Origin of the sequence: Moorena sp. SIO4A1, assembly GCF_010672065.1 — a bacterium.
Taxonomy (GTDB): Bacteria; Cyanobacteriota; Cyanobacteriia; order Cyanobacteriales; family Coleofasciculaceae; genus Moorena.
In genome coordinates this window covers 1-1,214 of the sequence record NZ_JAAHHX010000881.1, presented here as the reverse complement: position 1 = coordinate 1,214, position 1,214 = coordinate 1, and the positions used below count along the sequence as shown (strand labels likewise).

The 1,214-nt window shown below is 37.6% G+C and carries 1 protein-coding gene and 1 pseudogene; one reads left to right on the top strand and one right to left on the bottom strand.

The annotated features are described in order from the left end of the window. Window positions 1–424: pseudogene (locus F6K53_RS43740) on the top strand (hypothetical protein); the annotation flags it as partial. 29 nt (window positions 425–453) lie between these two features. On the opposite strand, the gene F6K53_RS43735 reads toward F6K53_RS43740, so the two are convergent. Further along, window positions 454–1,068: a hypothetical protein gene (locus tag F6K53_RS43735; RefSeq protein ID WP_070391961.1), complete on the bottom strand. Its 615-nt coding sequence runs from the start codon at window positions 1,066–1,068 to the stop codon at window positions 454–456. Window positions 1,069–1,214 lie beyond the last annotated feature (146 nt).

Here is a 1,214-nt window from a genome sequence, read left to right as displayed (position 1 = left end):
TTTAATTGGATTAGTGATTTCCCTAGCCTTGAATATCGATACCATCAATATCAGCAATCAATTCTATAAAAACCAGAGTGTAAGAGCCGCTGTCAATCAAGTCACTAATAGGATTGTTAATGAAACCGGTGCCTGTTTACAGCAAGAATCAAACAGTAATGACTGTTATGATACTATAACCTCAGCTGTAGATGACCTAGCCTTCCTTCCCATTGGCTGGGGAGAAACTAATCTTGTAGAGCAGTTTGAAGAACCACTACACCTTCCCAGAGAGCTAGGTTTGACTTGGGTTTACTTCAAATTCATTCTAGGGATTATTTTGAGTGCGATCGCAATCTGTATGGGAGCCCCCTTTTGGTTTGAAGTACTCAATAAGTTGGTCAACGTTCGTAATACTGGATACAAACCAAAATCCTCTAAATAGACTCCCAAATAGACTCCCAACTGCTAGACCTATTGAGGCTGCAAGGCAAGAACTATAGCCTGGGTCCAGTGTACCTTGATCGGTGTAAACCTACAGGGTAAGTAGCACGAACTGCTTTTTCCAGTATTTGGTTCAAATATATTGAATAATAATTGGAGATTAAATTGGCCACCATTTTTAATCGCCTTCTTCAAGTCTTTCTCCGGAAATAATGCATCTTTAATCTTTTCATCGCTCAGCTTAAATTCGCAATTTTGACCAGGACGAATTTTACCAACGTCTTGGCTTTTCGGTGCCTCTTCCATATCACCAGAATTTACCCAAACCATAGGTCGTGCATTATTTCCCAAGTCAGTGATAATACTCTTATCCCAGTCTATTTCAATATAAACAGGATTCTCGTTGGTTTTATTTTTAACACTCAGTTTAAGATCCTTTAAGTCATCCAATTTATAGCTAGGATCGAAGCCAAAGTTGACTTCCATGAAATCATTAAGATTGTGCTTTTCCAGTTCCTGATTGATAGCATCAGAGTCTACCTTAACGGTTATAAGTTTGTCTATTTCCTGAAACGCTTTGTACAAAACGTAAGTAACACCGATTATATAAATCGTCAGGATTAGCAAGTTTTGGTCGTTATCCATTTATAGTAAACCTCTTAAAAAGACTAGTTTAAGGTTTTTTTCGTAAAGGGGGATAAGAAGAGTCTGGATAATGATTGGTAAATTATACTCCATAAATGAGTTTACTCAAGATTGACTCACGCCATGACTAATGACGAATCAAAAAG